Below are 25,918 nucleotides of genomic sequence, written 5' to 3' on the forward strand. Positions count from 1 at the left end.
GGCGCCGGCGCCGCGACCCGCGCCAGCGCGGCCCACGGCGCAACGGCCGGCGGCAGCCATCGAGGCTGCCCCCAGCCCGCTGTCGCGCACCCGGCAGCTCCCCAGCCCCCCGACCACCGTGGACAACCCGACACCCCGCTAGGTGTCGTCTTGCCCACCGTGGACGCGCGGGACCCAAACCTCCGGTCGCACCCAGGCGACACAGCGATCTCGCAAGCGCTCACGCGCGCGGCTCGCCCACGTCACCCGGGCACGACCTCCCCAGCGTGCGGGCCCACGGAGGTGCCCGCCGCAAAGGACTGCCGGCGCATCGAACGCCACCCGCCCTTAAGCCCGGCGCACGCGCCGTGACGATCGCGCCCACGCGGGCACGATCGGCGCCGCCCCAAAGGCGACGTAGGTCGCGGCCGCGGCCGCGCAGAACCCGTCCACCCCTTCCGGGGCGCTCCATTTTGCGCCAGACACCCCACCGCGCAACCGCGGCTGCGCCGCGGCGGCCTTGTGCGGCGAGGTCGCAAGCGACCTTCCTCCGCGTCCGCCCTTCGGGTTGTGCGGCGAGGCCCCACTGGCGCCGCATTCGCTTCTGCCCGGAAGGGGCGAACAACGGTGGGGCTACCACCCTCCAACAGATCGGAGACCACGACATGAGCGCATACCGAGTTGCGAAGATCCACATTGACGCGCTGCTCACCGCAGCGACAAGCCTGTCCTTCACCGACCCCGGCGGCCACGGCGGCTGCATGACCTTCACGCACCGCGAGATCCAATACAAGGTCAGCGGCATGGGCATCAACGAGCTCGGCGCCGCACTCACCGACCTCAACAACCGGGCAGTGAACACCAGGTACCGCGAAGACATCGCCCCCGAGCCGTACGCCTTCGAGCGACTCGACGTCGGCGCCCTCTCCCCCGTCACGATCCTCAGCCTGATCGCGGGCCTGCGCTACCAGTGCGCAGAGTTCGACGGATGGGACACCACTCTCGGCGCCGCGTTCCTCGACGCTCTCGAGCGCTGCGCCATCAAGGCCCTGCCCGGATACGACGAGGGCCCGTGGACCCTCGACGCCGACAACTACGCCGCGCTGCGCGAGAACTACCTCACCAGCATCCAACGCCACTAACCACCAGGGGCCGGCCACAACCCGGCCGGCCCCTGAGGCCGGCGCTCACGCCGACCGCCTCGAGCCCGCTCGAGGTACGAGCTCGCACAGCTCGCGCCCCCACCCATCCCGACGGCCAAGTGTCTACGCCGCGACAGGACCGACCCCTTGCAGGGGTCGTCGAGTTGTCAAGTGCAGCGCAGCTGCACCGGGCCTCGAAAACTTCCTCCCGCTACGCGGTCCGGCGAGTTTCCTCGCCCCGCCCTCACGGGTTGACAATCCCGCGGCGGCGAACGACCTCGCCGATATCGGGATATGCGGGGAAATGCGTCTCGATTCCAAACTCCGCAGCTGGGTCGGCGCAGCGAATTACAAGAAATCCTGCGCGTATCACAAACCCCCCGTTTCTGATTGCCAAATGAGGCCAATACCTGGATAATTAGAGGTACGGGGAAGGCCCCCATCAACAGCAAGAAGGAGTACTGAAATGGCTACTATCACCGTCGAGGGAAACCTCACCGATGACCTGTCTCTGAGCTTCGCCCAGAACGAGAAGAGCACCGCCTACGCCCGCGGCCGCCTGGTCGAGAACCACCGCCAGAAGAACGCTGCCGGCGACTGGGAAGACAAGCGCGGCATCGGCTACAACTTCACCCTCTTCGGCAAGATCGCCGAGAACGCGGCCGAGTCGCTGTCCAAGGGTGACCGCGTCATCGTCACCGGCGAGCTCGAGCCCAACGACTACGTCGACGGCGACGGCAACGACATCGAGAGCTCGCGCATCGTCGTGAGCTCCATCAGCCCGTCGCTTCGGTACGCGACGGTGTCCATCACCAAGAACCCCAAGGCTTCGTAGCGCCGGTAGCCCGCTGCGAATGAGCGCGCCCCGTCCTCCATCCCCCCTCGAGGACGGGGCGCTGCTCTTGGCGAAGAGAGGAGCCCCATCATGGCCAGTCAGATTCAGAACATAGAGCGCGATCGCGGGCAGAAGTCCGCTGCGCCGACGTCCACCTGCGCACGCGTTGAGACGGTGAACTCGATCGGTACCGTCCGACGGCTGCGCGCACTCATCGCCTTGGGCTGGAGCCAGGCCGGGCTAGCCGTCCGCGCCGGCATGTCCTCACGGACCGTGTGGTTGCTCGTGCGCCACCCCGAGCTGTGCCCGGACGTCACCCTCGCGACACGGGCCCGCGTTGTCGAGCTCTACGACGAGCTCAGCATGAAGATCCCGCCCGAGAGCCGGCACAAGACCGTTGCGGTCCGCCTGGCCAGAGCGGCCGGCTGGGTGCCTCCCCTGGCCTGGGACGACGAGGACCTCGACGACCCCGAGGGGCACCCGGCAGAGATCACCCCAGACGACATCGTCGACGTCGACATGGTCGCCGTCCGCCGAGTCATCGACGGCGGCGGGTTTGCACGCCTCACTCGGGCCGAGATCGACGCTGCGATCACCTATGGGTACAGCCAGGGCCTCAGCTCACGGCAGGTCGCCGAGCGGCTGCACATGACACAGACCAACGTCGAGAAACGTTCCGGCCGCCACGGCTTGCGCGCGGCCGCGTAACACGCTCATCTCACGACAGGGCCTCAGGCCCGAACCCGAAGGGACCGACCCATGAGCTCCACAGACCTCCTCATCACTCTGCAGGAGATCCGCCTGCCCGACGTCGACCACGCCGACGTCCAAGGGTTCGCACGCGAACACACCATCCTGCACGTCGACGGCTTCACTGTCGCCGAACCCCGGTTCTGCCCCCTGTGTGTGCAGATCCAGTTCGACCTCGAGGCCGGCTTGACACAATGCCCCGCCTGCGGATCCACCGCCGTTCCCGGCCTGGCGATCGCGAACCGCGACGCCTACGCGGTCATTCTCGCGTTCTCCCGCTACTCCCCTCGCGAGGCAGTCGCCGTCCGCGAACGTCACGCGGCGCTGATCGACGCAGCCACCGCGACCTACTACCGCAACCCTCAACCGTGGCAGTTCGACCGCCGATACCAGGTATGGGCGTACACGCCACGCGGCCAATCGATGATCCACCAGGCGTATCGTGACCTCCAACACGTCGCGGTCGAGAGCTAGGAGAGAGCAATGGCACCCCTCCAGGTCCTCATCAACTCCCGCGAGGATTCCAACGACACTGAGTGGTCCGTACCCGACCACGCCGGCTTCGTCACCCGCGTATGCGCGATCGCGGATGATCGCCGCGCGCAACACCCCTTCGTCGAGCCCCACGTCTTCTCCGATGACGACGCGATCGCCAGCGGGATCCCGCAGCTGACCGGTCGCTCGGGCGCCTTCATCTGGTTCGACGATGGCTCCATGCGCTTCGTCGAAGCGCCGGCCGGCAAGATCATCGTGTCCGGATCCGGACGCGTCGACGATGACACCCTCGACAACCGGGTCGACGTCTGCCGGCAGTGGCTCGAAACCCGCGACCGCTGCTACGTGGTCATCACGATGCAGGAGGCTCCATCCGACGCCGCAGTCGCCCGCTGGCGCCAAGCTGAGGACGCCCAAGAAGCCGCCCTGGCCGCCGCGGCCGCCGACAGCAGCCCCGAGAACATGCGCGCTCTCGCAGATGCCGTCAACGCCCGCCACCTCGCATACCGCGAACTACCCCCCTGGCCCAGCGGGATCTAGTGGTTAGGGCGTTCCTGCTCGCTGTCGACGCGCTGCCACCACGGAGGCCGGCGTGATCGACCCGAACTCGACCACCCTCTACCCCACCGCCCTCGCGCTGCTCGAGCTCCGGCGGCGCCGCCCGGCGCTGTACATCAACGAGCTCACCCTCGAACTCGAGCGGATCCATCACCTGCAGGACCTCGAGCTCGAGAACATCCGAGTCGAGCTCACCGCCGGCCTCGACAGGATCTCCGACGACGTCCTCATGCACGCATCCGCGAACATGGACTCGAAGATCTACGAGCACGGCTGCGTGAAAGGCCTATGGGACCCGCACTTGGACCCCGCGACCGCACTCTTTGAGCCCGCGCCAGGCGAAGTGGGTCTCTGGCCACTCGGCACCCACCTATGGCTGTGGACGTTCGACGACGAGAGACACGAACTCGTCACCGTGACCCTCAACGAGAACGCCATCCCCACCCCCACGGCGACCCACCGCGGCGAGAGCCTCGAGCACTGCGTCCAGATTGACCGCGGCGTCGTCGCGCAGCACGCCAGTGCCGCGATCCTCGACCTCGGTCTGCACTTCATCCACGTTGACGCCAACGGGCGCCCTGTACCTCGAGCAGCACCATGACGCGCCGCGTCGCCGGCGTGCGTCCGACCGCCGGCAAGAGCGCTAGTGCCGCTGCAGCACGGCCCGGTGTCACCACCTCGAGGTGGATCGAGGCGATCGCCTTCTGGCCTCTCGCCGCGGTCGCCGTTCTCGCCATACCTGCCATGTGGATCCTCGGCGCCGCCAGCTGGGACCTGAACACCGCCATCGCGATCGGGCAGCACGTCCGTCTCTACGATCTCCTGGAAGACGCTCTCCCCGCGGTCCTATTGGCCATGCTGCTGTCGCTGGGTCTCCTGGGCGCCCTTCGGGAGGCTCGCGAGGCGACTACCTTCTGGCGTCGGCTCACCCGCTGGGCACTAGCGATCGCCACGGGTCTCGCGGCCGCGCTGCTTGGACTCATGACCGGGAGGTTCTGGCTCTTCTTGTGCACCCTCGCTGTCTGCGCCGGCGCCACTCTCGTCTTCGTCGCCGTGCGCCGCACGGTCACCCGCCACGAGGCCACCTTTGGTATCGGCGCCGTCCTTGTCGTTGCTGGCTACGTCGGCAGCGCCTTCGCCACGCCGGCGTTCCCGACGGTCAGCGTCACATACCCAACCGACTCGGGCAGCCGCACCCTGGCGCCCGTGCAGCTGATCGCCGTTGAAGACCAACGCGCCTGGATCCTGCGCACATCGAGCGACGGGCGCGTTCACGTGCACCTTCTCCCGGGTCCCGTCGTGTCGATCACGAGCTGCTCCGTGATCGAGGACACGGCCTGCAAAGGCGAGTAGTCAGAAACGCTCGATTGTGATGCGTCCGCCCACGGCGACGTCGTCCCGCACGGGCAGGTCAGTCAGAACCCTCTGTCAAAATGGGTTCACGCAAAACTCACCTCAGAACCTTGGAGCCTGTCATCGCCCTCATCGGATACGCCCGAGTCTCCACTGACGATCAAGACCTCGCGGCGCAGATCTCCGCCCTCGAGTCCGCAGGCTGCGAACGGATCTTCTCGGAGCACGCGTCCGGTACCCGTGTCGACCGCCTCGAGCTCGACGCGGCTTTGGACTACCTGCGCGCCGGTGACGTCCTCGTCGTCTGGGCCATCGACCGCCTCAGCCGCTCCGTCCTGCAGCTGGTCAATCTGCTCGCCGACCTCGGAGCGCGTGGCGTCGACTTCCGGTCGCTCACGCAGCCGATCGACACCACGACGGCCGAAGGCCGTTTCTTCCTCAACGTCATGGGCGCCTTCGCTGAGCTCGAGCGCGACATGATCTCGCGCCGCACCAAGGCCGGCCTCGCCGCTGCCGCTGCGCGCGGCGCCGTCGGCGGGCGACCGACTGTCCTTACAGCTGACGTCCTCGAGACCATCCGATCCACCCTCGAGCGCGCCCCATCGACCACGAGCGCCACTCTTGCGCGGACGCTTCGGATCTCTGGCGCCTCCGTCAGTCGCGGCATCAAGCAGCTGCGTGACGCGGGCGAGCTTCCACCCTCACGTCGCTCAGAATCGCGCTGACGCAACTGCAGCGCGATTTTCCGCAGGGTCGGCACCCTACGGTTCGCCAGGATCGACGTAGAGGCCGAAACCTGCATGGATCCGCCGGTTTTGTTGACTAGTTAGCGCGGTCGGCCGGCACTGCCGGCCTTGTCGAGCACTAGCGCGCTCGAGCTGCCGCCGCGGGGTTGGGTTTGGACGTCCGACGGGCACCCACCGTAGCCCGCGGGTTCACCCGCTGCGCGGGCCGGCCAGTCAAGGTAGAACGCCGAGCGGCGCGTCCACGAAGTTGCTGCGCCTGGCGGCTGGCAACTTCTACGCGCCGGTCCCGTCACCCTTCGGGCGCCGTGCCGCGTCTCCACCTTGACAGTCCTGAACGCCGCAGGCTGATCCGGTGTGCCCTGTCGCCGGACGGTCCAGCGACAGAGAGGCACACATGGCTACCACCGTTCCCACTTCCGAGACTCTGATCGCGCGCCGCGTTGCTCGAGGCGCTAACGAGGAAGAGTCCCGTCTTCTCCTCCACGAGCTCATCGCCGCTCACTTCGGCGACAACCTCGCTTCGGCGCTGGTCTATCAGGACTTCGCAACCGAGGCCCAGGCTCAGGCGTTCGTCGAGGTCCTCGCTGCGCCTGTGACGCGCGATCCGATGGTCGAGCTTGTCGAGGCAGGAGGTGTCACTCCGGTGTTCGACCTGCTGCCCGAGCCGGAGCCGCGACTCACGGCCAAGTGCAACTGCGGCGCCGAGTTGGTGTGGTGGCGCGGTGACGGAGACAAGCGCTGCGGGGGATGCGGCGCTTGGTACAACGCGTTCGGCCAGCACCTCCGCGATGACTGGGCTGGCAACCCTTCCAACTACGACGACGAGATCGGAGACCTCGAGGGATACGAGATCCAGCACGCCGAGTACTAGGCGCTCAATACGACTGGCCCGCTTCCGCTTCGCGCGGGGGCGGGCTTTGTCGTGTTCCCTTCGGCCGCCGGCACCGCCGGCGATGTCACCGCGGCCGCGGCGACGCTGTCGCCCTGGGGTTGGGTTTGGACGTCCGACGGGGCACACACCGTAGCCCGGCGGTTCGCGGCCGCAGGCGGCCGCCGCTCCGTCAAGGTCGTACGCCGAGCGGCGCGTCCACGAGCAGCTGCGCAGCTCTACGCGCCGGGCGTGTCCTTTGGCCACGCCGCGTCTCCACCTTGACCTCACTGAACACGCCAGGCTGCCGGTGCCCCCGTCGCCGGACGGTCCGGCGACAGAGAGGCACAACATCATGGCTACCGACATTGATCTCGCTCCGCTGCCCGTTCTCGACGCGACCGACGCGAGCAACCACTACGAGCTGCACCCGGTGTGCGCGTGGGGCGTGTTCGTTGAGAAGCACGACGACGCGAAGTGCACCTGCCCGGGGCTCATCGAGATCCGCTCGACGATTCCCGCGCTCGACCTCGAGGCCGCGTACTGGGTCATTGACCCTGCAGCGGATGGCGACACGTTCTGGGCTGCGCACACGTTCATCGTTGAGCACGGCCTGGGAACGCTCGTTCTGGGAAAGACCTGGTGGGCGCAGGCGCTCGCTCAGTGCTAGCCGGTAGGCCCGCCCCCGCCTCGCGCGGGGGCGGGTTCTTCCGTGCTTTCGCGGCCTTACCGTTCCGTTCTTGCGCGGCACTCGCTGGCCAGACCGCACGCGACCCCGCTCCGATACTCGGGCGGGGTCGCTGTACGTGTGGTGCTGTCGCTACGCGTTGTCGCTCCGTTCTTGCTCCGCAGAGCTGGGCTGGGTTGGCGTCGACGCCTGGCTTGGCCGTGCGGCCTTCGGCCGGCTCTTGCCAAGCTTGGCGACTGCCTTCTCGTCCATCCCCAACAGGCTGGCGATGGAGGCGTTGCCGAGTTCTTCGCCGCGGAACGCTGCCACTGCCTGGTCCAACTTGCGCTCGTGCTCCTGCACGGCCTTCGACCATGCCTCCTCCGCGGCGCTACGGCGTTCGTCGGCCTCGTCAACGGCGCCCTGCGCGCTCAGCACCGCGAGCACGCCGGCCTCGATCCTCGCCTCACGGTCCGCCTGGCTCTTGCGTAGTTCAGCCATCCTCTCGCGTGCCACCTTGCGTGCGTTCACGGCGTCACTTGTGCGGGCCATCTTCACTCCCCTTTCCTTGGGTTTCGTTCCGATCCTGTCCGCACTCTATCTGTTGCCTCACCCAACTCCTACCGACTGTCCACAACCTCACATCCCCCTCCGCTGTGGTCACCCCTCCCACCTGCCTCACCCCTCACCGATTCCAGTTTCTCTTTACTACACACCTCTTGCTCAATTTGAGCGGGTGCTACCCTGTGCGCATGATGACCGTGAAGGTCCTGAGTGCGGGCGACGGCTACGCGTACCTGACAAACCAGGTTGCGTCGGCCGATGTTGTGCGCGAAAAGGGCCAAGGTCTCGTGGACTACTACGCCGAGTCGGGCAACCCTCCGGGCGTGTGGATGGGGTCTGGCAGGGACTTCGTTGGACTCGAAGGTGTCGTGACCGAGTCGCAGATGGCTGCGCTTTACGGTGAGTGCCGGCACCCGGACGCCGACCGTATCGAGGCGCAGATGATCGCCAACGGTGCGACGGTTGAGGAAGCGCTCAAGGCGACGCAGCTGGGGCGTGCGATGCCGACGTTCAAGAACGAGCCGGACGACTACGACAAGTACATCGAGCAGTCATTCGTGACATTCCAGAAGGACCACGGGCGCACTCCTCGGCGTGGTGAAGAGCAGCGCGAGGTCCGGTTCGAGGCGACACGCAACTACCTCATGCTGATCACGGGCGAGACGGATGTTGCGGACCGGAAGGTGCGGTTGTTCCTCGCCGAGCGTGGTTCAAAGGAGCGCCACCCGGTATCGGGATATGACCTGGTGTTCACTCCCCCGAAGTCCGTATCGACACTGTGGGCGCTGTCTGACCAGCCCACCCGGCAGATCATTGAGAAGGCACATCACGAGGCGGTCGCGCAATCCATTGCGTTCCTCGAGCAGCACTGCGCCGTCGGACGGCAGGGTGCACACTCCATCGCTCAGGTGGATCTCGAAGGGTTCGTGGTCGCGGCGTTCGACCACTCCACGTCGCGCACCGGTGACCCGAATCTGCACACCCATGCGGTGATCGCCAACCGTGGTCGCACCGCCACCGGCAAGATCCTCGCTGTCGACGCGCAGGTTCTTTTCCAGTACGCGGTGGCCGGATCAGAGCGATACAACGCGTCGATCATGGGTCACCTGAACCGGGAACTAGGCGTCACCACGGTGGCGCGACACACCCGCCGCAACGCGGAGCCGGTGTACGAGATCGCCGGCGTGCCACAAGAACTCAACGAGGGATTCTCGCAGCGGCGCGCAGCCGTCAAGGCCGAGCTCGCAGAGCTCGAGGCGGAGTACCGGGCAGTTCACGGTCACGACCCGTCGCCGGCCACGCGGCGCCGTCTGGCCCAGGCGGCGACGCTGTCGACGAGGCCTGAGAAGGACGACTCCAAGACACTTGCGCAGTTGCTTCCCGAGTGGCGCCAGCGCGCTGCGCAGGTCCTTGGCCGCACTGGCGAGCACTACCTTGACGCCTCTACGTTGCCGCAGCGTGCCGGCGCCGAACAGATCCTCACCCACGAGCAGCGCGCCGTCATCGCGCAGTTCACGGTCGCGCGCCTTGGCGAGAAGCGAGCCCGTTGGACGTTCGCTCACGTTGACGCAGAAGCCAACCGACAGGTCGCACGGATCCTTGCCGACTCACCCGCCGGCCGCGAACTTCGGCAAGCCCACGGCATCCCCGAGCACCTCACCGCAGACCAACTGTTGAACCGTGAAGGCGAGGCAGACGTCGTCGCGGCGATCGTGCACCAGGATCTCACCATTTCGGTATCCGCCCCCGAACTGATCGAACGGCCCGCCGCGCTCAAGCGCGCAAACGGCGAGCCGGTCATGCGCTCGCACCAAGAGGAATGGCACACGTCGGTGGCGATGTACGACGCCGAACAGACACTCCTTGCGGCCGGCACTAAGGCCCTCGGCCCCATGATCGACCCGCACAACGCAACGCTTGTCAGCAAGCTCGGCAAGCACGAGTTGCTGCCGTCACAGGAGGCCGTCGCCCGTCGGTTCCTCGCCTCCGGTGCTGCCCTGGACTTCGCGGTCGGCCCTGCCGGCACCGGCAAGACCACCACCATGAAGGCGTTCGTGGAAGGCGCCCAGATGGGCGGTGCGCGCGTCATTGCGCTGTCACCGACGCTGGCGGCGGCCGCGGTCCTTGGCGACGAGATCGGCGCCCCCGCAGAGTCGATCCAGATGTTCCTGGCCTCCCACCGTCGCGGCCGCAACAGTGGTCGCCTTGCGGTCGGGCCGGACACGTTCATTCTGATTGACGAGGTCGGCATGGCCTCCACGCCCCACCTGGCCGAGGTCCTCGCGATCGCCACCGAGCACGGCGCCGCGGTGCGCGGCATCGGTGATCCCGAGCAACTGTCGTCGCCCGGAGCTGGCGGGTTCCTGCGCTACTTCCATGACAAGGTCGGCGCCGCCGAGCTCCACGAAGTGCTGCGCTTTGACGACACTGCAGAACGCGACGCGACCCTCGCGCTGCGTGCCGGCGACACGGACGTCGCCGAGTTCTACATCGAGAACGGGCGGGTGCATGCCGGCACCCGGGACGAACTACTCGACGAGCTCTACGACGATTGGCAGAGCGACACTGCGACAGGCCGAGACTCCGTGATGATCGCGCAGTCCAATGAAGACGTCCGGCGCCTTGCCGGACGCGCCCAGCAGTACCGGGTCGAGCGCGGTGAAGTGGAGCTCACCGACGTGGCACTCGACGCCGGCGAGAACGCGGAGGTCGTCAACTACGTTGGCATTGGGGACCGCATCGTCACCCGCGAAGTCCGCCGCGATCTCACCGACAGCGCTGGCCATCCTGTCAGCAACGGCGCCAGCTGGATCGTCCTGGCCGAGCGCGACGGTGCCCTCGATGTGCAGCGCGTCGAGCGACAGCAACTCGTTCTCGAGGGTCGACGCCAGTACGTCGACGTCCACGGCGCCACCGTCACCCTTCCCGCCGAATACGTCCGCTACCACGTCGACCTGGCGTACGCCTCAACCATCATGCGGGTGCAAGGCCGCACTGTCGACGTGTCGCGCGCGCTGTGGGACGACAAGGTCACCCGCCAAGACGCTTACGTGGCCATGTCACGTGGGCGCAGCGAAAACCACATCTACGCGGTCACCGAAACGTCGTTCAGCTACGACGCCGAACACCCCACAGGGCTTCCGATCGCGCCCCGCGCAGTCATCGAAAAGGTCATCACCAACGACGGTGCAGAGGTCACCGCATCGGCCACTTACGAGGCGGCGCTGGTACGCGCCGACTCGCTGCACGAGTGGCTCAAGGAGTACGAGTACACGCAGCGCGAGTTCGCGCCTCCGATCGACCACGAGCGGGTGCGTGACGTCCTGCAGTCGGCCTTCGGCGACGCGTCGTTCTATGTCCGTGACGACAACACTTCATGGACCCAGGTGGCGCGAGCAATCAGCGACCACGACCGCGCCACGGGCGACGTCGTCCGCCACCTCCAGCTGAGCGTGTCCACCTACGACCTGTCGACCGACCCCGCACCGGGTCGGCTCGTGGTTGAGCGCCTTGGCGAAGTTGGGCCCGGACGTCGCACAGGCGACGCGGCGATCGACACGTACCTCGAGCAGGTTGAGCAGCGGATCCACAGCAAACTCTCGACACCGCTAGAGCCCGGCGAGTTGCCGCACGGGCGCGACTTGGGCTCGCTTCGCGCAGCGTGGAACGTCACCCACGTGGCCGAACCGCCCAATGCCATGCCGGCGCCACCGGACCCAATGGCGCAGTGGCTCGCTCGCAACAAGACCGCCGCAGAGACCCCGGCCACGGTCGTCGACGACGTCGCCGTCCCCGCTGGCGTCGACGACCAACTCACGCGCGCCCAGCGAGCAGCACGCCTTCGCGACGCCCAGGCGCCTGCACCCGCTGGCACCGAGCCTGCGCCCTCCCGCGCGGAGCGCGTCAAGCGCCTCGCACCACAAGACCCCGCCAAGGGCCTCACGCAGGCCGCCCAACGTGCCCTCGACGCCGCCCGCGAACTCGAGCGGCGCGACGGCCCCGAGCTGTAGGAGACGAACATGGACACCTTGCAACGTCACGTGGTGCGCGAAGCGCTGACCGCTTCGCTCCCCTACACGGGGGCGCTCGCTGGATCCGCTGCACTGTACGAGTACGGGTATCCGGAGCGGCCCTTGGACTACTTCAACATCACCACCCCGACGACGGATCCGGCGCTGTTCGCCCGCATGAAGGCCGCGGTCGCGGCTGCCCTCGAGACAGAAGCGTTCACGGTGACGCAGAGCAACAGCCTCGCCGCTCCCGGAGCGCTGTGGGCCGAGCTCGAGGTGCGTGACGGAGCGGACCTCATCGCGACGCTGTCTTTGGAGAGCGACGTCCACCGCCGGCACTCCCCCAGCCCCCTGGACATCGGGGCCGTGACCCACATCGACGACGTCGCGGCCGAGCGGCTCAGTTCGCTCTACGGCGGCGTCAATGCCCGCGACTACGTCGACGTCGACGCACTGGTTGGTAGCGGCCGCTTCCCGATCGACAAGCTCGCGCAGCACGCCGCCCGCGCGCGCCGTGAAGCGATCGACCCGCGGCTACTGGCCGAGCGTCTGCACCAGGTCCACGTCATTCCCCGCGAGGACCTCGAGGCGATGGGGCTGACCAACCGGGACCAAATGGTCATGTCGCAGCGCTTTGAGAAGTGGTCCAAGCAGCTCGAAAATCTGCCGTCCAAGCGCCCGAGTGCGCCAACGCCACTCAACTCCCCACCGCCGAGCCTGCAAGGCCCTCAGGCGGGCTACAGCGGCCCTACGCGCGGCCTCTAGTACCAGGTGGGTGCGCGATCGGGGTCCTCGATCCGCACCAGCGTGAATCCCGCCGCTTTGAGGGCCTCTTTCGACTCGAGCGCGTCGACGCCGATGTCAATGTCGGACACGTGCTCTACGTCCATTCCGTAGCGGGTCGCCTGGCGCCACGTGGCCAGACCACCAGCGCCGTCGATCACAGCGCGCACCTCCGCGCACTGCTCGGCATCTGCCGCCCACACCCATGTCTGACGTGGCGTCGACGTCAGCCCCAACTCGCGCGGTCCCAGCTCCTCACGTGTCGTCATGACGCCACTGTACGGGGCGATCCGCCCGAACCGCGCGGATCCCGACACCACGTTCGCGTATGTAGCGGTATCGCTACACTTGGGGCATGCTGCTGATCGTCGCCGACCCGCCCTACTTGGGGCGCGCGAACCGCTGGTACGGCGACGGACGAGGCCACAGCGACGGTCGCGGCCGCGCTGACGACCACCCCGAAGCGCGCGAGTGGGACCGCCCCGAAGCGCACATCGCACTCGTAGATCGACTCGAGGCCGAGGCGGATGGATGGGCGATCGCCGCGACGCCTGCTTCTCTGCCCCTGTACCTCGAGCACGCTCCCGCCGGCGTGCGCGTCGCTGTGTGGCTCAAGGAGAACGCCATCCCCTCAGGCTCGAGGATCCGGCCCGTGTGGGAGCCCGTGCTCATCCGGGTTCCACAGGGCCGCACCGCCCACGGAACGGGCGTGGCCGTCGACGACGCGCTGTCTGCCGGCCTCACCGCCGGCGGGTTCGCGGGCCGCAAGCCGGCAGCGTGGACGCACTGGGTTCTGGCGATGCTCGGGTTCAACCCGGACGTCGACGAACTGGTCGACGCCTTCCCTGGCTCGGGTGCCGTGGCCACCGCGGCGGCGAACTACTCCAACCCCGGCACGACGTCGACACGGCGCCGTGAAGTACCGGCGACCCAAGCTCAACAGCTGCGGCGCACAGCTAGGGGGTCCCGTTCACGTCGCGCTGCGGTCCTCGCCGCATTGCGCGCCGGCGGTTCCGTTCGAGCAGTCGCCGCAGAGGCTGGCGTGTCTACCAACACGGTTCAGCGCTGGAAGCATGAGGCGGGCCTCACAGGTGCGAACGCGGCAGCCGTCGACTCCTAGTACCAGGCAAAGACCTTGCCGGCGTCGAGGACCTGGCCCTGCGGGTTGTAGATCTCAATGTGCAGGTGGCACCCCGTTGACCGGCCAGTGGAGCCTACGCGGGTGATGACGTCGCCGGCGTGCACCTGGTCGCCCACTTCGACGTAGAGCGTTCCCGGGTACATGTGCGCGTATCGCTCCTTGAACCCGTCCGGGTTGGTGATCTGAATGTAGGTGCCGTAGCCGGGCGCGTTTTCGTCCTTGGCGGTCACTATCCCGTCTCTGACGGCGACGATCGGGGATCCGCACGGAGCCCCGATGTCCACGCCGGCATGCAGGGTGTAGATCCCTGTGACGGGGTTGGTTCGCATCCCGAACCTCGAGGTGATGTCGTAGTGCCCCGGCACGGGCCAGATCACGTTTCCCACCGTGACCGTCTCGCCCACCTCGAGCGAAACCGAGTCGTACTCGCAGGTGGGATCGATGACGGCCTGGCGCAGCAGGTAGTCGACGTTAGCGTTTGCGAGCTTCCCGACGATCACCGCTGCCTGGCTGTACGACTCGTCCACGTCGGCCTTGGGGTCTCCCAGCGCGTTGCCGATGAGGGCCGCCGGCGTCATCTGTGTCCACGAGTCGCTATCAACGAGTTTGGAGTAGAAGTTGGCGATCGCCACTTTGAGAGTTGATGTGCGCGCCTCACCTGTGAACGGGTCGATCTGACCCGTGGACGTCTCAGCGGCCAGATCCGTTCCGTACAGCGACGCGGCGACGCCTACCGCCATGAGGCGCCAGTCCGAGTCGGGCGCTGCGTCGACGAGCGCCTGGGCGAGATCCCACTGTGCGTCTGTATAGGTGTCGAGCTCGGGGGCGATGATTGGCGCCTGGGTGGCTTGTTGTATCTCGCACACCACGCTTGGGGTGTTTAGGGTCGCGCCCATGACCGCCAAAATCCCACCCACGGCGAGCACTACCCCGCCGGCGATGACGGCGAGTACCTTCATTGCCCCTTCTCGTACTTGATTCGCGCTGCCAGCCATGGGTGCGCGTCGTTGTCGCGGGTCAGGTACACCGTCACGGGCCCATTCGACGTGTTGAAGTGCACCATGATGAGCTCTCCCGCGTACGTCCGCTCCACCCAGCCGTCGCCCGTCACGGTGCCGATGTGACGGTGGAACGGCACCGGGCCCGCCACGTCCGCTGAGGCGCCCGTGTAGAAGTCGTTGGTCGCGACGGACTTGAGCGTGGCATTCCACTCGTCGTTCGCCATCGCCGTGTCGCCCAGGGTACGAATGAACGTGGTGGCCACCTCGAGTGCTGCGGCGTCGGAGCTGGTGGAGTGGTGTGCGGTCCCGAGGTCCTGGCCCGAGTCCAGGTCGTCAGTCGCGATCGACGGTGCCGCGGTCGGCACGATGGTCCACTCCGTCGTCGGGGTCGGTGAACTCGTCGGCATCGTCGGGCCCGTCGGCGCCGGGGATGGCATCGCCGTGTGGCTCGTTGTCGGTGTCGGCGCTGAGGTGCATCCGGCCAATGCGGTCACGCACAGCAGCGACAGCAACGTCGCTGTCGGCATCCAGGAGCGATTCATCGTTGGCTTCCTTCCAGTTGTCGATCCACGAGGTGAGGTCGCCGTCGATCATGCTCCGGGCGGCCTTGATGGGCGTGTGTTTGCCCTGGACGCACGCCCTCAGTGAATCGTTCTTGCGGATCCGGTCCAGCGTGGGGAACAAGTGGTGTTCGTGCCACATCGACTGATCTGCGGACGGCTTTGCCTTGGGGTTGTAAACCAGCATGAATGAGGCCAGCAGCGCCGTGAGTTGCCACACCACTGCCGGGTGGCGCCACCAGCACGGCTTGAGTTCTCCGTAGCTGTACTCGCGTAGATAGGTCCGCTCGAGGAACGCCACGAAGTCTGCGACCTTCGCAAGCAGTTCACCTCGAGCTGGCGCTGACAGCGTCTCCCAGTGCAGCGGACCGCCGAGGCCGACGCTCTCGAGGATCTCCAGCACCGCGTCGAGCGCGTCTCCTTGCTCACTCAGTTCCTTGTTGACGCTCTCGCGCCAGCGATTCCATTCAACCCGATCCCACGGGGCTTCCTCGAGCGTCTCCTGTGCTTCGCTCATGAGCGGATTCCCTCAAGGCGCTCAGCTTCCGCGCGGGATTGTTCGATGAGTTTTGCGTCAGGTCGGCGCCAGAACGGCATGAGCGTCACTTCCGCTGGCGGATGGTTCAGGTACCACACGAGTGCGCGGCCCTGCGGCAGCCTCCGAATGTTGTCGAGGCGAAGGTTCTGCTCCCACTCGGTCGACGTCGACGATGACGACCCGTCGCGAGACTCGGAACGGGTGCGGCGCTCCACTCGGCGTTCACCGGACAGTTTCGCGAGGCGCTCGAGCAGCTCCACTTCTTTGATTCCGCCCAGCACCATGAGCACCGCGGCGCCGTTGAGCATCGTCTCGGCGCCGGTGTGCCCCCAACGACCCTCCAGCTGCGCGTACGACTGGGAGAAGCACCACACGATCATTCCGCGGCCTCCCGAGTCTGTAATGAGGCCCGGCAGGTTGGGCAGCGCGGCAATATTCGGCGCCTCGTCGAGGACCAGCGTGACGGGAACGGTGAATCTGCCGGCGCCGTGGCGCTGCGACAACACACGGGCCCGGCGCTCGATCGTGGCCACCAGCGCCGTCGTAAGCGGCGCCGCTGACCCCTCTCCGCCGTTGCTCATCAGGTAGAGCGTGTCAGAGGACGCCAGGAATGCGTCGACGTTGAACTCGCGCCGCGACGGACGCACGGCGGCGATCGCCGGGCCGGTCCGAAGGCAGGCGAGCACGTTGCTGATCGTCATAGTCACGGACTGGATGGTGGGACCTGCATCACCGCGCGTGTAGGTGGTCAGTTCCTCGTGCCAGTTGGCGGCGGCCCTTGAGTTGTCCGCCAGGATCTCGTACGGCTCCTGATTACGCGTGTTCTTGGCCCACGACACGACTTTGTCGATGGTGTATCCCTCGAGCGCCGCCGCGTGCAGGTAGCACGACAGCACCGTTTGGGCAGCCTGCACGAAGAACTCGATATTGCCGCCCTCGCCTTGGGTGACGGCCTTCACCATTGCTCGCGCCCGCTCGGTGGCTTCCACCGGGTCGTCGCAGCCGTCGACCACGTTCCACGTGGTCAACTCCGGCCAGTTCGATGCGCCCTCGGGGTCGAACACGTGGATCGCGCCCTTCGTCGCGCGCAGCGCGTGGGTCAGGTGGAGGACCTCACCCTTGGTCGACGTCGCCACGCACGCACCGGGCGCCTCGATCACTGCCGCAATCACCCGGGTGGTGGTCTTGCCCGCTCGAGGTGGAGCGATCATCAAGCCGGCGTCTTCCGCGCGTACCCGCACGGGTCGCTTGCCGTCGTACCCGATCAGCTGCGCGTGGGCGTCCTTCGCCCTGACAGTCGCGGTAATGCGCGACCCGGCAGCAAGGCCCTCACGCGCACGTCCACGACGCCGCGACGCCCACCAACTCATGCCGACGGCAAGCGCGGCGATCGCCACTACAAGCACGGTCACTAGGACCGCGATGTTGGTAGGTCCGGTCGCCCCGTCGGGAGCTAGTGGGTGGCCGGCAAGCGCGGCGCCGATGGTCGCTCCCAGATCTCCGAGCCCGTGGCCCGGGGTGGCCACGGCCAGCGCCACATGCCACAGCCCTACCGCCGAGATCGCGACTCCGGCCGCAGTCCAGCCAAGTTTCTCGCTCGGGCTAAAGAATTGCTGCGACTGAACGCTGCTCATGACACTGCCACCCCGGCGAGCATCGCCGCGTCCGTGTTGGTGAGCATCTGCTCGAGTTCGGAGCGCACGTGCTGCACGTGGATCTCCGGCCGTGTGCCGATCTTCAGCAGATGGTGGCCACGAGGCAACTGCATGATGAGGTCCACCGAGTCCGCGTCGAGGTCAAACAGCTCGACGACACGCTCGGCGTCCTGGCGCCGGGCATTGCCGAAGATGTGCACGGTCTGCGCCTCCTGCAACACGGGTGCCGCCGCAGCGTTCAGCTCAATGTCTGCCGGCTTGTGCAGCGCAATAACCATCACTAGCCCCAAGCCGCGGGCCAGCTTTACGTTCTCGGCGATCGTGCGCGCGTTCGGTCCATTCAGGAGGTGCCAGCCCTCCTCCGCAATGAAGTGCGTAACCAGGCCCCGTTCGCGGCGTAGGCGGCCCATCAGCCATCCGTGGGCAACGCCCACAACTGCCGGTACCGCTGGGCCGTGGCCCGGCAGTTGGCTGATGTCGAACGTAGTCAGCTTGTCGCCCAAGCGCACGTCCTCGCTGGTCTCCCCGTCAAACATCGTCCCGTACGTCTCGAGCAGTTCCTCGATCGTGAACCGCACGAATAGCGCAGCCTCCTCGAATTGGTCTGCGGCGACGCCGGCTACACGTGCGTCCTCGAGGCGCACGCCACCGAGTGTTCTCGCGACATCGGCGAGAGTCGCTGCACGGTCGGCCACAGCCACTCTGACGTCCCTCAGCGCCACACGCAGGGCCTTCCGCTGCCACACGTTGAGGTCGACGCCCGCGACGTTCTCCACGAGCGCCTGCAGGGTCTGCTCGGGGGCAGCGGCCTCAGGCCCGGCGATCAGAGGATCAATGGGGTTGAGAATCGATCCGGCGCCGTCGAGCCGCATACGGATGGGTTCGGAGCCCGCTCGGCGCGTCAGCGCCGCGTACTCGCCTTCGCCCTGTTCGTCCTTCTTGTCCAGCACCACGCAGCGGCGCCCCTTAAGTGCCATTGCACGCGTTACGTAGACACTCTTTAGCAGGCTCGACTTCCCCCGGCCTACGTCGCCGATGGCCAAAACTAGCGGTGATGTCACTTGGCCGGATGCATACGCGGTGACGGGGTCATGGGCCACGATCGAGTGCGACAGTTGGTCGCGGCCTACGACAATGCCGTCGGCAGAGGTAGGTGCGCCGGCGATCGCTGTTGTCAGCAGCTCCGCCGCGCGTGTCGTGTTCGGCGCACCCTTTTGGTGTGGAGTGAGGAATTTGCCGGCGCGCGCACTTGGGGCGTAGCGTGCGCCGCGCGCTTGGTTTGGGCGCATGAGCCCATCAACGCTGTCGGTCATCCGAGAGTCTCCTTCGGCTGGTCTACGCGCGAGATCGCGGACTCAACGCGGCCGCCCAGTCCTTTGCCGCGGTGTGGCACGAGGCCCCTTGCGATCGGCCAGGTGTAGCCGGCGGCCGCGGACTGGTACTCGCGACACCACTCGAGCCGTCGAACACCCAGACCCGTTGCGGCCTTCTCGGTCAGGATCCGCGACTGCCGCTCGAGGTCCTCCAGCGACCGTGCCGTGAGGGTCACGAATCCGATCCACTCGACTCCGTGATGGCCTGTACCTGGCCGGAGTTCGTTCGCGCGGATCGTTGCAGCGACTCGCTTCGCTTCCGCGTCGTCGGCAGCGAGAGCTCCTGCCTTGATGCGCGCCGCCACATCGGCGGTGTCGCGCGTCTCGTCCTTCCGGGCGGCTGGCAGCGCGATGCGCGCGGGGATGACCCTTACGTGAAAGCTGATGGAACGGATAATCGGCTCAGGCATGTTCGTTAGCCACTCATGGATCCAGAACATGTTCTTCGCGGAGGCGTCGACGTTGGGCGCTTCAATCCGTGCTGTGGCGGTGTAGCGGTAGTTTCCGTCGACTCCGGGGTCCTCGGTGACGTACACCGAGCGGCTGTCGTGTGACGCGACGCCGAAGTTACAGGGGTCTATGTCCGCCACGTAGTCGGGATCTTTGCTCGGCTGTTGGCAGTGGCGGATCATGGCAGCAACTTGGCGTGCCGACAGTGGTCGCACGCGGCCCACTCCGGCTAGTTCGAGGCGGCGAGTCATTGCGGCGATCTCTGTGACCATCAATCGGCGCCAGCCTTCAACGTCGGGTCCGACTCTGCGCGCACGGGCGCGAAAGTCCCTGTCCACGTCGAATCGCACGACGACGTAGTGGCGTTGCACGGTACCGATGGCCTCAGCATTGGCGAGGACTTCGCTGTAGGAGCTGAGGAGGTCCATTCCGAACCGCGTTGCGCGCAGCGCCGGGTCGATGTGATCGGCAGCCCAGCGCTCATGAAGCACAGCGCGTGGTGGCAATACTCGCGTTAGTACCTGCACCTGCTTGCACAATGAGAAGTCCGCGCCAAGCGACGCCAGGAAGGCTCCCCACTGTTCGGAGCCGCGGTTGAGGTTGTCGCGGGACTCGAAGCCCCGCATGCGCCCTTCGACCTCATAGGCCACGGACAAGTACTCTGCCTCGCCGTTGGGGGGCTGGTGCCATGCGATCCCAGTCACCCCGGCCCCGTTTTGGAGCCACCCCATGCCCGCTGCACCGTCCGGCATCTGGCGCACTGCTCCCAGCGCCCTTCGGCGTGCGCGCGCTCCTGCCGTGTTCATGGCGGACCTCTCGGCGTCTTCCGTGAACGGCACATATTGGTCCATGCCGGCCTTGGTGCGTGTGCGCCATCGCCACCAATTGATCGCCTTGCCGATTAGGTCTCCATTGAGTGACGGGTTCGTCAGCAGCATGACGACGAGCCCTATGGCGCCGCCGACAAGGAGGCCCGGCAGCTGGGCAACGACTGCACCCAGCATCGCCACGGCCACCGCGACAATTTGGCCTAGACGGCTCCGGCGCTGAGGGCCTTCGCCGAGCATCGTCCGGTAACCAGCCGTTCCGGCCAGGAAGGCCGTGCGCAGCGTTGTCATTACTCTTCTCCGTGCTCGAGGTGCGTGGTGGCCATCGAGGCTGCTTGCGCCGTTTGGGACGCGGTACCTTGCAATGAAGCGCTCATGCCAGCGGCCGTGTTGCCGACCATCACGGCGCCCGCCACAACAGCGGCACCCACACCGCCCGTTGCGGCGCCGGCGCCGGCCGCGGCCGCTGCGGTGCCGGCGCTCCCCGCTGCCGCACCTCCAGCTGCTACACCGCTACCCGCTGCTTCACCGGCGGCGGCCCCTGCAGCTGGTGCCGCGCCACTACTGCCGGCTCCGGCGGCTTGCGCGGACCCGATGCTGCTGGAGGCCGGTCCGCCCATCTGAGCAGCCGGCCCGAAAGTCGACGGCGCGCCACTGGTGGCGTCGGCTTTGGTCGACTGCAGAGCGGCATCCTGTGCCGACTGAATCTGCGTGGAGGACGTCGACTGCGACTCACCCCCGCCGACACCGCCGGAAGGGACGAAGTTGCCCGCCATGCGCAGCATGGCTAGCGGCGCCATGATCGGGATGATGAACGCTAGAGACGCCATCACCAACAGCCCCAGCGACCCAAGCGCAGAGCCGCCGGAGCCTTCCTCCTGCACGACCCCGCCGACGGTGACCGCGTCGAGATTCTCACCCAACATTTGGTAGAAGAAGCCCATGAGCAGCAGCTGTGCGGGCATCGCAAGCATCACCACGGCGAACAGCGAGTAGAACTTCCGCGCAAGGCCCCGGTAGCCACGTGTCACGTCCGCGAGAGCGGCGAAGGGAAAGAATATGCCCAATACCTGCGCTGCCACCGACAAGACCAACGCAGAGACGAACAGCATCGTGACCGACAACAGCACGATGAGCCCCATGATGATGCTCACGATGATCGGTAGCCCCGACCCCAGTAACGTCGTCGTGACGAGGTTTGAGAAGGTGTCCGCAAACTCATCAGGAGTCTGGCCAATAGTCCAGTGGATGATCGACACATTGAGCCTGGCGATCGTCTGCTCAGCCAGCACACCCAACGTGGCACCGAAGATTGACAGCATGATGAACTTCGGCAGCCGCACAAGTAGCGCCTGCCAAAGGTCCGAGTGGCCCTCGCGTGAGCGGCTGACGTTCACAAAGTGCTGAATCAGCACGAAGGGCAACCCGACGAAGAACGCAAGCGAAATCGTGTACTTGTAGGTGTGTACGAAGTACCCGGAGGCGAAGTCGATCTGACCTTGGTTGAGCATCCATGTCATCACCGAGGAGAACATCCAGCCGACAGCGTCGGCGATCTGCTTGCCGAGGTCTTCGAGCCATGATCCGACCGGATTCAGAGGGTTGAAGAACGGGACGACATGCATCATGGTCGATCGCTAACTCAGGATGCGAGCCTGACGATGGCGCCGAACAGCACGCCGGCGAGCGCCAAGCCGATCGTCGCTCCGATCACCCGCTTGATCCCGGAGGTGGCCTCAACCACGCCATGCGCCTGCCCCTCGCGGCTAGCAGTGCCGTACTTCACCAGCGCAATGATCCACATGACGGCCACGATGAGGAACGCCACACCCCAGACCGCCGCGAGGATTACGCCGGCCTTGGTGTTGAAGGCGCCGCCGAGTACGCCGGCGTCAGGGTGGATCCCGTCGAACGGGTTGTCTCCGTCAAACTTGAAGATGCTCATGGTTCTCTCTTTCTCAGCTGACCGCCGTAGCGGTACCCCAAGGAGTCGTCTAGGCGACGGACTCCATTACTCGTGCCCCCAGTCGGCGGTATGCCTCGCGGGTGGGCTCTTGCAACTTCGACCACTCGATCGCGAGTCCCTGGCGGATGTGCTTGTCGAATGGGATCTCGACGAACGGCACCTTCGCCACCTCGAGCGCGGCCTTGGTCTTGTCGACGATGCCCTCGGGCTCGTCCTCGCTGTCGTGGCTGATGACCACCGTGACGCGCTTGTACAGGTCGCGTCGGAACGGCACCTTGCGCAACGGGTCGGGCTCCGTGAACAGGTTGAGCGTGTCGAACAGTTTCATTACCGCGTCGACGTTCACCGTCATGGGGATCACCACGGCGTCAGCCAGCTCGAGCGCCGTGCGGAATGCCTCGGAGCGCACCATGTTGGCCGAGTCGACGATGGTCATATCGAATGCGGGCTGAATGAGTCCGTGGATGGTCTCGACGTCGGGTCCGCTGAACACGTCGCGGTCCTCGGGGGATCCGAACACGTAGGCGCCGGTCTCGAGCCGGGCGCCGTAGCCGCGCAACTCGGTCACAGATCGCGACTGGCTGAGCTCGCGCGCGTTGCGCAGCAACCTCACGAGTCCGTAGCCAGGCTCGCCCGATACGCGGTTGAGCAGCGTTCCACGCTCTTCCGCTGCCTCCCACGCCGCGATCGAGCCGTCCTGGCGCGCCTCGGCCAGAGCATTCGCCAGGCAGATCACGGTTGGCGTCTTGGCTACGCCACCCTTCTGGTTCGACACCAGCACAGTGCGGCCGCCGCCCAACCGGCGGCGCATCGAAGCAATCCTGTTTGCTCGTTCCCACGCCTCGACTTCGGCCTCGTAGGCGCGCTGCGCCTTCTTGCCGCCCACGAGGCGCTTCTTCGGCGGCTCCGGCTTGGGGTTCTGCAGGCCCTCGAGGTCCGCACGGAAGGAAGCGCTGAGGCTCTCGCTCGACTGACCGCGCGTGGCGGTCACGGTCGGCTCGCTAGGTCCCGCTCCAGGTGTGACTCGCTCCCCTAGCGGCTCTGCAGGCAGCTCCGGCACCGCGCGCAGATGCGCGGGCGGCACACTCTCGTTGTAGCCGTCAGCCTTGCTTGCGCCTGGAAAGAGCTCGTCACCCTCAGTCATGTCCCTGCCTCATCGCTTCCATCCGTGGACCCGTGTGAGGCGAGCATATCGCAAAAACTCGCGGTTATCGCAAACTGTGACCAGTTCCGCAAAAACTTGCTAGTATCGCTTCCATGACTGAGGATGACCGCACCGCTCGCCTGCGTCAGCTGTTCGCTGACCACGGTGAGATATTGACCACAGCGGACGTCGCAAAAGTGCTCGGCTACTCGAATCAGACGATCATTAACTACATCAATGACGGCGAGATCCGCGGCTTCCAGCTCGGTGGTCGGTGGCGCCTCGTCAAGGAAGAACTGATCGAGGACCTGGCCAGCAAGTTCAACGACGCCCAGTACCGCGAACAGCGTCGTCCTACTGCAGCTGAGGACTAGACATGGGGAAAGCAGAGAAGGAGCGCCAGCGGGCGGAAGCTGAGCTCCACGCCGCGCAGGTCGACGCGCTGCGGTCTCGGCTCTCCACGAACCCCGACGACGACTCCCCTCTCGCACAGGCGCGCCGCATGATGTCCGACGCCGTGCCGGAGCTGATCGCCAAGCCCAAGTCGGCGCCGGCGCCGCGTCGCCACACCACCGTCGCCGTCACCACCATGTTCTCGATCGGCACCCTCGCGGCGCTTGGATTCAGCTACATGGCCATGAACGCGAAGGACCAGGCCAGCCCCACGAACACGCCAAGCCCACAGGTGACCGTCTGGATGCACTCCTACCCAGAGGCAGAGGGCGCGGCCGCGATCACGCCGCCAGTGCAGCCCTCGGCGACCCCAAGCCCTACGGCGACCACTGAGAAGCCCGCGAAGGGCACCTCGAGCGGCGGCACCAAGGGCACGACGTCGTCGGGAGGCTCGAAGACCGGTGGCTCCACCTCGAGCGGCGGGTCGACCACCACGACAAAGCCCAAGCCCAAGCCCAAGCCCACGAAGACCTCCGAACCAGCCGCAGCGTACGCGGACCGGATGACCTGGACCGGGACCTCCGGCGCCGGCTACATCGACATCAGCGCAAACGTCCACACCACCGGCTCGGTGAAAGTCACTGTCACCGCGACGGGACCGAACGGCACCATCACCCTCGACACCAAGACCGTCGACGGCTGGGACACCTTCACCGGCCGCATGGACGGCCTCGACTCAGGGACCTACACGATCACCGTCTCCGCCGGCGGTGGCCTTTCCACCTCCAAGCAAGTGCCCGTCTTCTAGGAGCGCCGATGACCACCCCCGTCACCGAGCTATTCGCCCGAATCGAGGCGGACGTCCTCACCGTCGACGAGCTCGCCGACCTGCTGCGCTTCACGCCCGAGTCAATCAAGAAGCTGATCCGCTCAGGCGAGCTCCCAGCCCTGCAGCCGGGCCGTGCGTATCGGATCCTCAAGACCGACGCGATCGCGTTCGTCGAACGCAGCTACAGTCCCGCTCGCTAGCGAGCACAGCGCCGCGGCCGCGTAGGGCGCCCGCGAACGGCGAAGGCCCCAGGTCATCAGACCTGGGGCCTTCCTCGTCAAGCCCGGCACGCTCCATGATCGGTGCGCGCTCTACCAGCGCAACCGCGGCTCACTCCGCGGCGGCCGTCCGGCGAGGTTGCTAGCAACCTTCCTCCGGCAACGCCCTACGGGTTGCACCGCCACGACCGAGCCCCGCGCATTACGCCAATGCGCCGGCCCCGCCCGAGGAACGGGCTAGTGCGTGAATGCTCCCGCGCAGTAGACGGTCTTGAAGACGTACGGATCGGAGTCGGCATCCGTTTGCCCCGAGTCCTCGCGCCAGTAGCACCCAACGGTGGCGTACTCGGTGTCGAAAGAACCGAGAATCTGGGCGCGGTGACCACTCGAAGCCATGAACTTCGACACGAGAGCGGGAATCGACTTCCCGCCGCCCACGATGTTGTCGGAACCTGAGTGCCACACCGAGTCCGCCTGGGCCATTTCCTTCGCGTGGGCCATGAGGCTCGACGACTGACCACAGGAGGCAAAGTCCGGTCGTCCATTGTCGTTGCGCGCGTTGTTGAGTCCTGAACAGAACGCGCCTGTGTCTGCGGCGTAGACCTTCGTCTTGGTCCAGGGCTTGAAGTCGTCGTCCTTGGAGCCACCACCCGACGAGCCACCCGACGAGCCGCCAGACGAGCCACCGGATGAACCGCCCGAGGACCCGCCGCCCTTCGTGCCACCGGACCCCTTCGAGCCGCCGGAGCTCTTGGAGCCGCCGGACGAGCTGCCGTCCTTCGCACCGGAGCTCTTGGAGCCTCCGCTCGAGTGGGAGCCCTTTGAGTCGTCGTCCTTGGTGTCAGTCCCCTTGTCGTCGTTCGCTTTGGCGTCCTCTGCGGCCTTGATTTCGGCCACCACGCTCTCAACGATGGCGAGGATGTCCGGGTCGGCTGGTGGGCCCACGGGCAGCATTGCAGGATCGGTTTGCAATGGCACGGCCGGGACCGTCACAGCTGAGGGGGTTGCCGTGACGTTTTCCGGCGCCGACCCGGACGGTGCAGGGTCAGGGAGTGCAGCCGCAGGGCTGCACG

At 66.6% G+C, this 25,918-nt stretch carries 28 protein-coding genes; 16 read left to right on the plus strand and 12 right to left on the minus strand.

Going from position 1 to position 25,918, the window contains the following annotated elements; genetic code table 11:
- Positions 1 to 644: 644 nt before the first annotated feature.
- The 10 genes from QM618_RS03135 to QM618_RS03180 all read left to right on the plus strand — a co-directional run bounded on the left by QM618_RS03135 (position 645) and on the right by QM618_RS03180 (position 7,396).
- Positions 645 to 1,121, plus strand: coding sequence for a hypothetical protein (locus QM618_RS03135; protein ID WP_428094843.1), 477 nt, complete (start codon positions 645 to 647; stop codon positions 1,119 to 1,121).
- Between the two features lie 466 nt (positions 1,122 to 1,587).
- Positions 1,588 to 1,956, plus strand: a complete 369-nt coding sequence (locus tag QM618_RS03140; RefSeq protein ID WP_428094845.1) for a single-stranded DNA-binding protein — start codon at positions 1,588 to 1,590, stop codon at positions 1,954 to 1,956.
- Between the two features lie 90 nt (positions 1,957 to 2,046).
- Complete coding sequence (locus QM618_RS03145; protein WP_428094847.1) at positions 2,047 to 2,664, plus strand: hypothetical protein; 618 nt, start codon at positions 2,047 to 2,049, stop codon at positions 2,662 to 2,664.
- 51 nt (positions 2,665 to 2,715) lie between these two features.
- Positions 2,716 to 3,180: a hypothetical protein gene (locus QM618_RS03150; RefSeq protein ID WP_428094849.1), complete on the plus strand. Its 465-nt coding sequence runs from the start codon at positions 2,716 to 2,718 to the stop codon at positions 3,178 to 3,180.
- Positions 3,181 to 3,189: 9 nt separating this feature from the next.
- A complete protein-coding gene (locus QM618_RS03155) occupies positions 3,190 to 3,741 on the plus strand; it encodes a hypothetical protein (protein ID WP_428094851.1) in 552 nt (183 codons plus the stop codon).
- 52 nt (positions 3,742 to 3,793) lie between these two features.
- On the plus strand, positions 3,794 to 4,360 hold the full coding sequence (locus QM618_RS03160) for a hypothetical protein (protein ID WP_428094853.1): 567 nt from the start codon (positions 3,794 to 3,796) through the stop codon (positions 4,358 to 4,360).
- On the plus strand, positions 4,357 to 5,112 hold the full coding sequence (locus QM618_RS03165) for a hypothetical protein (RefSeq protein ID WP_428094854.1): 756 nt from the start codon (positions 4,357 to 4,359) through the stop codon (positions 5,110 to 5,112). The genes QM618_RS03160 and QM618_RS03165 overlap by 4 nt, the downstream gene beginning before the upstream one ends.
- A gap of 80 nt (positions 5,113 to 5,192) precedes the next feature.
- A complete protein-coding gene (locus tag QM618_RS03170) occupies positions 5,193 to 5,837 on the plus strand; it encodes a recombinase family protein (protein WP_428094855.1) in 645 nt (214 codons plus the stop codon).
- Positions 5,838 to 6,252: 415 nt separating this feature from the next.
- Complete coding sequence (locus QM618_RS03175; RefSeq protein WP_428094857.1) at positions 6,253 to 6,729, plus strand: hypothetical protein; 477 nt, start codon at positions 6,253 to 6,255, stop codon at positions 6,727 to 6,729.
- 352 nt (positions 6,730 to 7,081) lie between these two features.
- The gene (locus tag QM618_RS03180) at positions 7,082 to 7,396 is read left to right on the plus strand and encodes a hypothetical protein (protein WP_428094860.1); all 315 of its coding nucleotides are present in this window, start codon (positions 7,082 to 7,084) and stop codon (positions 7,394 to 7,396) included.
- Between the two features lie 150 nt (positions 7,397 to 7,546).
- On the opposite strand, the gene QM618_RS03185 is transcribed toward QM618_RS03180, so the two are convergent.
- Positions 7,547 to 7,945, minus strand: a complete 399-nt coding sequence (locus QM618_RS03185; RefSeq protein WP_428094862.1) for a hypothetical protein — start codon at positions 7,943 to 7,945, stop codon at positions 7,547 to 7,549.
- A gap of 200 nt (positions 7,946 to 8,145) precedes the next feature.
- Between QM618_RS03185 and mobF the strand changes: the two genes are divergently transcribed.
- The gene (gene mobF / locus QM618_RS03190) at positions 8,146 to 11,967 is read left to right on the plus strand and encodes a MobF family relaxase (RefSeq protein ID WP_428094864.1); all 3,822 of its coding nucleotides are present in this window, start codon (positions 8,146 to 8,148) and stop codon (positions 11,965 to 11,967) included.
- Positions 11,968 to 11,976: 9 nt separating this feature from the next.
- On the plus strand, positions 11,977 to 12,732 hold the full coding sequence (locus tag QM618_RS03195) for a hypothetical protein (protein WP_428094866.1): 756 nt from the start codon (positions 11,977 to 11,979) through the stop codon (positions 12,730 to 12,732).
- Here QM618_RS03195 and QM618_RS03200 read toward each other — a convergent pair.
- Positions 12,729 to 13,019, minus strand: coding sequence for a hypothetical protein (locus QM618_RS03200; RefSeq protein WP_428094868.1), 291 nt, complete (start codon positions 13,017 to 13,019; stop codon positions 12,729 to 12,731). The two genes, QM618_RS03195 and QM618_RS03200, sit on opposite strands and share 4 nt — an antisense overlap.
- Positions 13,020 to 13,105: 86 nt before the next feature.
- Here QM618_RS03200 and QM618_RS03205 point away from each other — a divergent pair, with 86 nt between their 5' ends.
- The gene (locus QM618_RS03205) at positions 13,106 to 13,870 is read left to right on the plus strand and encodes a helix-turn-helix domain-containing protein (protein ID WP_428094870.1); all 765 of its coding nucleotides are present in this window, start codon (positions 13,106 to 13,108) and stop codon (positions 13,868 to 13,870) included.
- On the opposite strand, the gene QM618_RS03210 is transcribed toward QM618_RS03205, so the two are convergent.
- The 9 genes from QM618_RS03210 to QM618_RS03250 form a co-directional block, all read right to left on the minus strand.
- Positions 13,867 to 14,850: a M23 family metallopeptidase gene (locus QM618_RS03210; protein ID WP_428094872.1), complete on the minus strand. Its 984-nt coding sequence runs from the start codon at positions 14,848 to 14,850 to the stop codon at positions 13,867 to 13,869. The two genes, QM618_RS03205 and QM618_RS03210, sit on opposite strands and share 4 nt — an antisense overlap.
- Positions 14,847 to 15,257, minus strand: coding sequence for a hypothetical protein (locus QM618_RS03215; protein ID WP_428094874.1), 411 nt, complete (start codon positions 15,255 to 15,257; stop codon positions 14,847 to 14,849). Before QM618_RS03215 ends, QM618_RS03210 begins: the two co-directional genes overlap by 4 nt.
- Positions 15,226 to 15,969 carry a DUF4913 domain-containing protein gene (locus QM618_RS03220; protein WP_428094876.1) on the minus strand — a complete coding sequence of 248 codons (744 nt, stop codon included), beginning with the start codon at positions 15,967 to 15,969 and terminating at the stop codon, positions 15,226 to 15,228. Before QM618_RS03220 ends, QM618_RS03215 begins: the two co-directional genes overlap by 32 nt.
- The gene (locus tag QM618_RS03225) at positions 15,966 to 17,624 is read right to left on the minus strand and encodes a type IV secretory system conjugative DNA transfer family protein (RefSeq protein ID WP_428094878.1); all 1,659 of its coding nucleotides are present in this window, start codon (positions 17,622 to 17,624) and stop codon (positions 15,966 to 15,968) included. The genes QM618_RS03220 and QM618_RS03225 overlap by 4 nt, the downstream gene beginning before the upstream one ends.
- Entirely contained in the window at positions 17,621 to 18,622 is a 1,002-nt protein-coding gene (locus QM618_RS03230) for a hypothetical protein (protein WP_428094880.1), read from the minus strand. The genes QM618_RS03225 and QM618_RS03230 overlap by 4 nt, the downstream gene beginning before the upstream one ends.
- Before the next feature lie 332 nt (positions 18,623 to 18,954).
- Positions 18,955 to 20,586, minus strand: coding sequence for an SCO6880 family protein (locus QM618_RS03235; protein WP_428094882.1), 1,632 nt, complete (start codon positions 20,584 to 20,586; stop codon positions 18,955 to 18,957).
- On the minus strand, positions 20,586 to 21,923 hold the full coding sequence (locus QM618_RS03240) for a hypothetical protein (RefSeq protein ID WP_428094884.1): 1,338 nt from the start codon (positions 21,921 to 21,923) through the stop codon (positions 20,586 to 20,588). The genes QM618_RS03235 and QM618_RS03240 overlap by 1 nt, the downstream gene beginning before the upstream one ends.
- A 14-nt stretch (positions 21,924 to 21,937) precedes the next feature.
- The gene (locus QM618_RS03245) at positions 21,938 to 22,240 is read right to left on the minus strand and encodes a hypothetical protein (RefSeq protein ID WP_428094886.1); all 303 of its coding nucleotides are present in this window, start codon (positions 22,238 to 22,240) and stop codon (positions 21,938 to 21,940) included.
- 49 nt (positions 22,241 to 22,289) lie between these two features.
- On the minus strand, positions 22,290 to 23,405 hold the full coding sequence (locus tag QM618_RS03250) for a hypothetical protein (protein ID WP_428094888.1): 1,116 nt from the start codon (positions 23,403 to 23,405) through the stop codon (positions 22,290 to 22,292).
- Positions 23,406 to 23,518: 113 nt separating this feature from the next.
- Here QM618_RS03250 and QM618_RS03255 point away from each other — a divergent pair, with 113 nt between their 5' ends.
- Genes QM618_RS03255 through QM618_RS03265 form a run of 3 tightly spaced genes read left to right on the plus strand, consistent with a single transcriptional unit; the run spans position 23,519 to position 24,827 of the window.
- Positions 23,519 to 23,779: a helix-turn-helix domain-containing protein gene (locus QM618_RS03255; protein WP_428094890.1), complete on the plus strand. Its 261-nt coding sequence runs from the start codon at positions 23,519 to 23,521 to the stop codon at positions 23,777 to 23,779.
- A 2-nt stretch (positions 23,780 to 23,781) separates the two neighbouring features.
- Positions 23,782 to 24,606, plus strand: a complete 825-nt coding sequence (locus tag QM618_RS03260) for a hypothetical protein (protein WP_428094892.1) — start codon at positions 23,782 to 23,784, stop codon at positions 24,604 to 24,606.
- Positions 24,607 to 24,614: 8 nt separating this feature from the next.
- Entirely contained in the window at positions 24,615 to 24,827 is a 213-nt protein-coding gene (locus QM618_RS03265) for a helix-turn-helix domain-containing protein (protein ID WP_428094894.1), read from the plus strand.
- Positions 24,828 to 25,082: 255 nt separating this feature from the next.
- Here QM618_RS03265 and QM618_RS03270 read toward each other — a convergent pair whose 3' ends face one another.
- Positions 25,083 to 25,790, minus strand: coding sequence for a CAP domain-containing protein (locus tag QM618_RS03270; RefSeq protein WP_428094896.1), 708 nt, complete (start codon positions 25,788 to 25,790; stop codon positions 25,083 to 25,085).
- Positions 25,791 to 25,918: the final 128 nt, after the last annotated feature.

The organism is Demequina sp. (assembly GCF_049841215.1).
GTDB lineage: Bacteria > Actinomycetota > Actinomycetes > Actinomycetales > Demequinaceae > Demequina.

What these genes read in the sequence shown, in the direction of transcription:
- QM618_RS03135 (WP_428094843.1), top strand. Translation starts at nt 645, where the DNA reads ATGAGCGCATACCGAGTTGCGAAGATCCACATTGACGCGCTGCTCACC.
- QM618_RS03140 (WP_428094845.1), top strand. Translation starts at nt 1,588, where the DNA reads ATGGCTACTATCACCGTCGAGGGAAACCTCACCGATGACCTGTCTCTG.
- QM618_RS03145 (WP_428094847.1), top strand. Translation starts at nt 2,047, where the DNA reads ATGGCCAGTCAGATTCAGAACATAGAGCGCGATCGCGGGCAGAAGTCC.
- QM618_RS03150 (WP_428094849.1), top strand. Translation starts at nt 2,716, where the DNA reads ATGAGCTCCACAGACCTCCTCATCACTCTGCAGGAGATCCGCCTGCCC.
- QM618_RS03155 (WP_428094851.1), top strand. Translation starts at nt 3,190, where the DNA reads ATGGCACCCCTCCAGGTCCTCATCAACTCCCGCGAGGATTCCAACGAC.
- QM618_RS03165 (WP_428094854.1), top strand. Translation starts at nt 4,357, where the DNA reads ATGACGCGCCGCGTCGCCGGCGTGCGTCCGACCGCCGGCAAGAGCGCT.
- QM618_RS03170 (WP_428094855.1), top strand. Translation starts at nt 5,193, where the DNA reads ATGGGTTCACGCAAAACTCACCTCAGAACCTTGGAGCCTGTCATCGCC.
- QM618_RS03175 (WP_428094857.1), top strand. Translation starts at nt 6,253, where the DNA reads ATGGCTACCACCGTTCCCACTTCCGAGACTCTGATCGCGCGCCGCGTT.
- QM618_RS03180 (WP_428094860.1), top strand. Translation starts at nt 7,082, where the DNA reads ATGGCTACCGACATTGATCTCGCTCCGCTGCCCGTTCTCGACGCGACC.
- QM618_RS03185 (WP_428094862.1), bottom strand. Translation starts at nt 7,945, where the DNA reads ATGGCCCGCACAAGTGACGCCGTGAACGCACGCAAGGTGGCACGCGAG.
- mobF (WP_428094864.1), top strand. Translation starts at nt 8,146, where the DNA reads ATGATGACCGTGAAGGTCCTGAGTGCGGGCGACGGCTACGCGTACCTG.
- QM618_RS03195 (WP_428094866.1), top strand. Translation starts at nt 11,977, where the DNA reads ATGGACACCTTGCAACGTCACGTGGTGCGCGAAGCGCTGACCGCTTCG.
- QM618_RS03200 (WP_428094868.1), bottom strand. Translation starts at nt 13,019, where the DNA reads ATGACGACACGTGAGGAGCTGGGACCGCGCGAGTTGGGGCTGACGTCG.
- QM618_RS03205 (WP_428094870.1), top strand. Translation starts at nt 13,106, where the DNA reads ATGCTGCTGATCGTCGCCGACCCGCCCTACTTGGGGCGCGCGAACCGC.
- QM618_RS03210 (WP_428094872.1), bottom strand. Translation starts at nt 14,850, where the DNA reads ATGAAGGTACTCGCCGTCATCGCCGGCGGGGTAGTGCTCGCCGTGGGT.
- QM618_RS03220 (WP_428094876.1), bottom strand. Translation starts at nt 15,969, where the DNA reads ATGAGCGAAGCACAGGAGACGCTCGAGGAAGCCCCGTGGGATCGGGTT.
- QM618_RS03225 (WP_428094878.1), bottom strand. Translation starts at nt 17,624, where the DNA reads ATGAGCAGCGTTCAGTCGCAGCAATTCTTTAGCCCGAGCGAGAAACTT.
- QM618_RS03230 (WP_428094880.1), bottom strand. Translation starts at nt 18,622, where the DNA reads ATGGCACTTAAGGGGCGCCGCTGCGTGGTGCTGGACAAGAAGGACGAA.
- QM618_RS03235 (WP_428094882.1), bottom strand. Translation starts at nt 20,586, where the DNA reads ATGACAACGCTGCGCACGGCCTTCCTGGCCGGAACGGCTGGTTACCGG.
- QM618_RS03240 (WP_428094884.1), bottom strand. Translation starts at nt 21,923, where the DNA reads ATGATGCATGTCGTCCCGTTCTTCAACCCTCTGAATCCGGTCGGATCA.
- QM618_RS03245 (WP_428094886.1), bottom strand. Translation starts at nt 22,240, where the DNA reads ATGAGCATCTTCAAGTTTGACGGAGACAACCCGTTCGACGGGATCCAC.
- QM618_RS03250 (WP_428094888.1), bottom strand. Translation starts at nt 23,405, where the DNA reads ATGACTGAGGGTGACGAGCTCTTTCCAGGCGCAAGCAAGGCTGACGGC.
- QM618_RS03255 (WP_428094890.1), top strand. Translation starts at nt 23,519, where the DNA reads ATGACTGAGGATGACCGCACCGCTCGCCTGCGTCAGCTGTTCGCTGAC.
- QM618_RS03260 (WP_428094892.1), top strand. Translation starts at nt 23,782, where the DNA reads ATGGGGAAAGCAGAGAAGGAGCGCCAGCGGGCGGAAGCTGAGCTCCAC.
- QM618_RS03265 (WP_428094894.1), top strand. Translation starts at nt 24,615, where the DNA reads ATGACCACCCCCGTCACCGAGCTATTCGCCCGAATCGAGGCGGACGTC.